This is a genomic window from Mucilaginibacter sp., assembly GCF_028288105.1.
Classification (GTDB): Bacteria; Bacteroidota; Bacteroidia; order Sphingobacteriales; family Sphingobacteriaceae; genus Mucilaginibacter.
This window is the reverse complement of the sequence record NZ_JAQBOI010000165.1, coordinates 1-4,215: the sequence shown is the minus strand read 5'-3', so window position 1 is coordinate 4,215 and position 4,215 is coordinate 1. Positions and strand designations below refer to the sequence as shown.

The following is a 4,215-nucleotide window of genomic DNA, read 5'->3' as shown; positions in this document are numbered from 1 at the left end:
GAGTTTTTACACCGCACCCCGGGTAACCTGCGTGCGTTTTACCAGGCCCGCATGCGTAATGTAAAATCAGGCAAATTGGTTGAATACCGTTTCCGTACAGATGAAGAGGTGGATATTGCACGTGTTGAAACCAACGATTATCAATACCTGTATGAGGATGGCGATTCGTTAGTAATAATGGATAACGCTACCTACGATCAGCATAATGTACCAAAAAGATTATTTGGCCCGGCTGTAAGGTTCCTGAAAGAAGGCATGAACGTTATTGTAGCTTTTGAAAGCGAAGAGCCAATAATGGCATCTATCCCGGGTTCGGCTGAGTTAGAAATTACCTACACCGAACCTGCTGTAAAAGGTGATACTTCAACAGGTGCAATGAAAAACGCAACCGTTGAAACCGGCGCCGAGATAAAAGTGCCCTTGTTTATCAACATAGGAGATAAAGTAAAAGTTGATACCGCTACAGGTTCTTATGTAGAGCGTGTGAAAGCGTAAGCATAGTTCAAAAGCATAACAAGAAAGGCTGCGAATTTCGCAGCCTTTCTTGTTATCAGCCAACCGTCATTGCGAGGTACGAAGCAATCTCTTTAGGACATTTGTACACCTTGCATGAAGGATTTGCTTAAAGAGATTGCTTCGTACCTCGCAATGACGGGCTGTTTATTATGGGGTTAAAACTCTAGCTCCAGCAGCACCGGGCAATGGTCCGAGTGGCGGGCTTCTGCCAATATCGCACAGCGTTTAATGTTGCCTTCCAGCTCTTTACTGGCCAGGGCATAATCAATACGCCAGCCCAGGTTTTTAGCGCGCGAATTTGCACGGAAACTCCACCAAGTATAATTATGCGGTTCTTTATTACAATGGCGAAAAGTATCTACAAAGCCCGATTCAATAAAGTTTTCCATCCACTCCCGTTCTTCGGGCAAAAAGCCGGATGAATTGGCGTTTGATTTTGGGTTGTGTATATCGATAGGGCGATGGCAAATATTGTAATCGCCGCAGATAACGAGGTTGGGGATGCTTGCTTTTAACAAGGTGAGGTATTTACCAAACTCATCCAGGAAACGGTATTTAAAGATCTGCCTTTCATCGCCACTGGATCCCGAAGGGAAATAGGCGCTCATTACCGATACCTCGTCAAAATCCACACGGATACAACGGCCTTCCCTATCAAAATCGGGGATACCGCAACCATATTCGATATGGTTGGGCAGTCGTTTGGTAAAAATAGCCGTGCCGCTATAGCCTTTCTTTTCGGCCGGGAACCAAAAATGTTGGTAGCCCATATCGTCAACCAATCCCAGTTCTTTTATTACATCAGGCGTAGCCTTAATTTCCTGCAGGCAAACCACATCAGCATCGGTAGCCTGTAACCATGCCAGCCAGTCTTTGTTTATCGCAGAGCGGATGCCGTTAACGTTATAAGTAATTATCTTCATGTTGTTTTATTTGTCATGGTGAGCCTGTCGAACCACTGGCGGACTGTTCTTGGGCGTACAAGTCTTCGACAAGCTCAGACTGACATCTGTTTTATTTTACTTTAGGCCACAAGAGTTTATCCAATTGTTTACACTCCTTTTTGCTCAGCAATTCTACGGTCATGGGTATATCTGTGTTGGGCCTGTCGCGTTCATCTTTTTTAACGGCGGCAATTTGGTCAACCATATCCAGGCCTGTAATTACCTCGCCATAAACAGTATAGTTTTGGTCCAGGTGGGGTACACCGCCAACTGTTGTGTAGATGTCACGTTGCCATGCCGGTATTTTGCGGCCTTTAAGGCGGGTGTTTTCTAAGGTGTCCAGCTTGCCGGGTGTAAAGCGTTTACCCTCTACAATGTAAAACTGGCAGGCACTTGATGCTTTTTTAGGATTATCATCCCGCGCAGCGGCCAACACACCGCGTTTGTGGAACAGACTATCCCTAAATTCGGCAGGTACAGTATATTTCAGATCCCCATTACCCAATTCAACGCCCGGTTTGTTTTTGGCTGTATCACGCGAATCGGGGTCGCCACCCTGTATCATAAAGTTTTGTATCACCCTATGAAACAGTGTACCGTTATAAAAGCCCTGTTTGGTAAGCTTTATAAAATTATCGCGATGCAAAGGCGTTTCGTTATACAGGCGAATGATAACACTGCCATAGCTGGTTTTTATCCGCACGTACTGGTTCTTGGGTGGTTTGGCAAATGCTGTATTGATAACAAGCAGCAGCAATACACAAAAAGTAAAAAGTTTTTTCATCGTGTTAGGTTGTAAAGGTTATAATAGTTGTGGAGTTTAGAATTCCCACTCCATCTCCGATTCAAAATAATCAATTATTAATGATTTTATCAGCATTTCCTGCTCCAGTATGGTGTAGTTGGGAACAGTTTTTGCCAGTTTCCAATGTGGCCAGCCATCCTGATCAAGCCCTTCCAGCTCATAAAAGCCCATTTTGCTAAATAGTTTGCAATTGGCAATGTGCATTAGCTCTTCCTTCTGCCTCTTGCTGAATTTTTTTGGCCCCTGGCCAAGTTCCTGCACGCCTATCAGGAACATAACTACCTTAATATCCGGTTTCTCGTTATCAAACTCGGTAGCTATGCGGTCTTGCAGTGCCGCCCATTTCAAATTAATTTCAGCAGGTTTCATATTGGCAAATATACTGATGCAACGCGGTTAAAAGCACTTTTCCTTACATCCAATTAACAACATTGTTACGTTTTAAAAATATGTTTAAGCATTTATTAATTACTTTTGCCTTGTATTTAAGCATAAGCTTGTTTTGAAAAGAAGTACCTACCATATATTTTGCGCCTGGGCGCTGATGTTCTGTTTCGTAACAGGGCAGTATATGGTATTTGCCCACCAGCATAACATTATCAAAACAACACATGCCGCTAATTGCAACGATTGCCATAACACGGCAAAGCAAACGCTTAAAGAGAAGTGTTTGCTTTGCGATAGTATGCACCATACCCATATGGAGTTGCTAACAAGCAATTACTACACTCCGTTTTCGGCTGTAAATCATGTTTTCCTAACTTTTGAATATGATTTTAAAAGCATAGCCCTCGTACTTTCCCAAGGCCGTGCTCCCCCTGTAATTTCATAATAATTACCATCCAAACAAACGCCGCTATTGATGTGGCATTTTCTTGAATTTTTAATTTATTATTATGAAACTTAAGCTTATTTATTGCTTCTTATTTTTGTTCGTTCAATTTTCTGCATTTGCAGATGCTATAGATTTTAAGGGTAAAGTTGTTGACGCTAAAACCAATCAGCCTTTAATTGGCGCAACGGTTAATATACCAGATCTCCGCTTATCGGTCGCCACTAATATTAATGGCGAGTTCACAATTAAATCTATCCCTACTAAAGGCCGCTTTGTAGTGCAGGTACAATACCTCAGCTATAAAACCTTAACCCAAACAGTAGATTTTTCCTCAACCGACCCTATAGTATTCGCGCTGCAGCCCAGCGTTATCGAATCGCACGAGGTTGTTATAACAGGTACGCCTATCACGTCAGGTAGCCGTAGTAACAGCACATCGGCATCGGTTGTTACCAAAGAGCAACTACAAGGGTCATCAACCAATTTAATTGATGCTTTGGCAAGGCAGGTACCGGGTGTAAGTCAGATAACTACCAGTCAGGCTATTTCAAAGCCGGTTATTCGCGGCTTAAGCTATAACCGCGTAGTAACCCTTAACGATGGTGTTAAGCAACAAGGCCAGCAATGGGGCGATGAGCATGGTATTGAGATGGATCAGTTTGCGGCAGGCCGTGTAGAGGTTTTACGTGGTGCAGCATCATTACAATATGGCTCTGATGCATTAGGTGGTGTGATCAACGTAATTGACCCGCCAACGCCTGGCGAAGGAAATATACAGGGTGAGTTTCTTACAAACTATTCCAGCAATAACGGCTTAAGCAATACGTCGGTTATGCTAAGCGGAAACGAAAACGGTTTTGTTTGGAGAGGCCGCGGTACCTACCAAAATGCTTACTCCTTTAATACACCGGCCGGCCGATACATAAACAGCGGCTTTAATCAAACTAACGTTAGCGGTATGTTCGGTTTGAACAAATCATGGGGTTACTCGCACGTAAACTTCTCTTATTTTAAAGACAACATTGGCTTTTATGATGCCGAGCCGGGCGATCCCTTATATAACGATAATACCAGCCGTACTTTAGATTATCCACGCCAGGACATACGCCATTATA

5 protein-coding genes are annotated in these 4,215 nt (G+C 43.3%); 2 read left to right on the top strand and 3 right to left on the bottom strand.

Features of this window, described 5'->3' with window-relative positions:
• Positions 1-495 (top strand): elongation factor P (gene efp, locus JWQ85_RS11545; RefSeq protein ID WP_299468045.1); only part of this gene is annotated, 495 nt, incomplete at its 5' end.
• Between the two features lie 176 nt (positions 496-671).
• Here the strand turns inward: efp and JWQ85_RS11540 are convergent.
• The 3 genes from JWQ85_RS11540 to JWQ85_RS11530 form a co-directional block, all read right to left on the bottom strand.
• Positions 672-1,439 (bottom strand): exodeoxyribonuclease III, encoded by a 768-nt coding sequence (locus JWQ85_RS11540; protein ID WP_299468042.1) that lies wholly within the window; start codon positions 1,437-1,439, stop codon positions 672-674.
• A gap of 91 nt (positions 1,440-1,530) precedes the next feature.
• Positions 1,531-2,244: a peptidylprolyl isomerase gene (locus JWQ85_RS11535; protein ID WP_299468040.1), complete on the bottom strand. Its 714-nt coding sequence runs from the start codon at positions 2,242-2,244 to the stop codon at positions 1,531-1,533.
• Positions 2,245-2,280: 36 nt separating this feature from the next.
• Positions 2,281-2,634: a hypothetical protein gene (locus tag JWQ85_RS11530; protein ID WP_299468038.1), complete on the bottom strand. Its 354-nt coding sequence runs from the start codon at positions 2,632-2,634 to the stop codon at positions 2,281-2,283.
• A gap of 527 nt (positions 2,635-3,161) precedes the next feature.
• Between JWQ85_RS11530 and JWQ85_RS11525 the strand changes: the two genes are divergently transcribed.
• A partial coding sequence (locus JWQ85_RS11525) for a TonB-dependent receptor (protein WP_299468036.1) occupies positions 3,162-4,215 on the top strand: 1,054 nt, incomplete at its 3' end.

Coding starts and splice junctions, on each gene's coding strand:
- JWQ85_RS11540 (WP_299468042.1), bottom strand. CDS start 1,439: ATGAAGATAATTACTTATAACGTTAACGGCATCCGCTCTGCGATAAAC.
- JWQ85_RS11535 (WP_299468040.1), bottom strand. CDS start 2,244: ATGAAAAAACTTTTTACTTTTTGTGTATTGCTGCTGCTTGTTATCAAT.
- JWQ85_RS11530 (WP_299468038.1), bottom strand. CDS start 2,634: ATGAAACCTGCTGAAATTAATTTGAAATGGGCGGCACTGCAAGACCGC.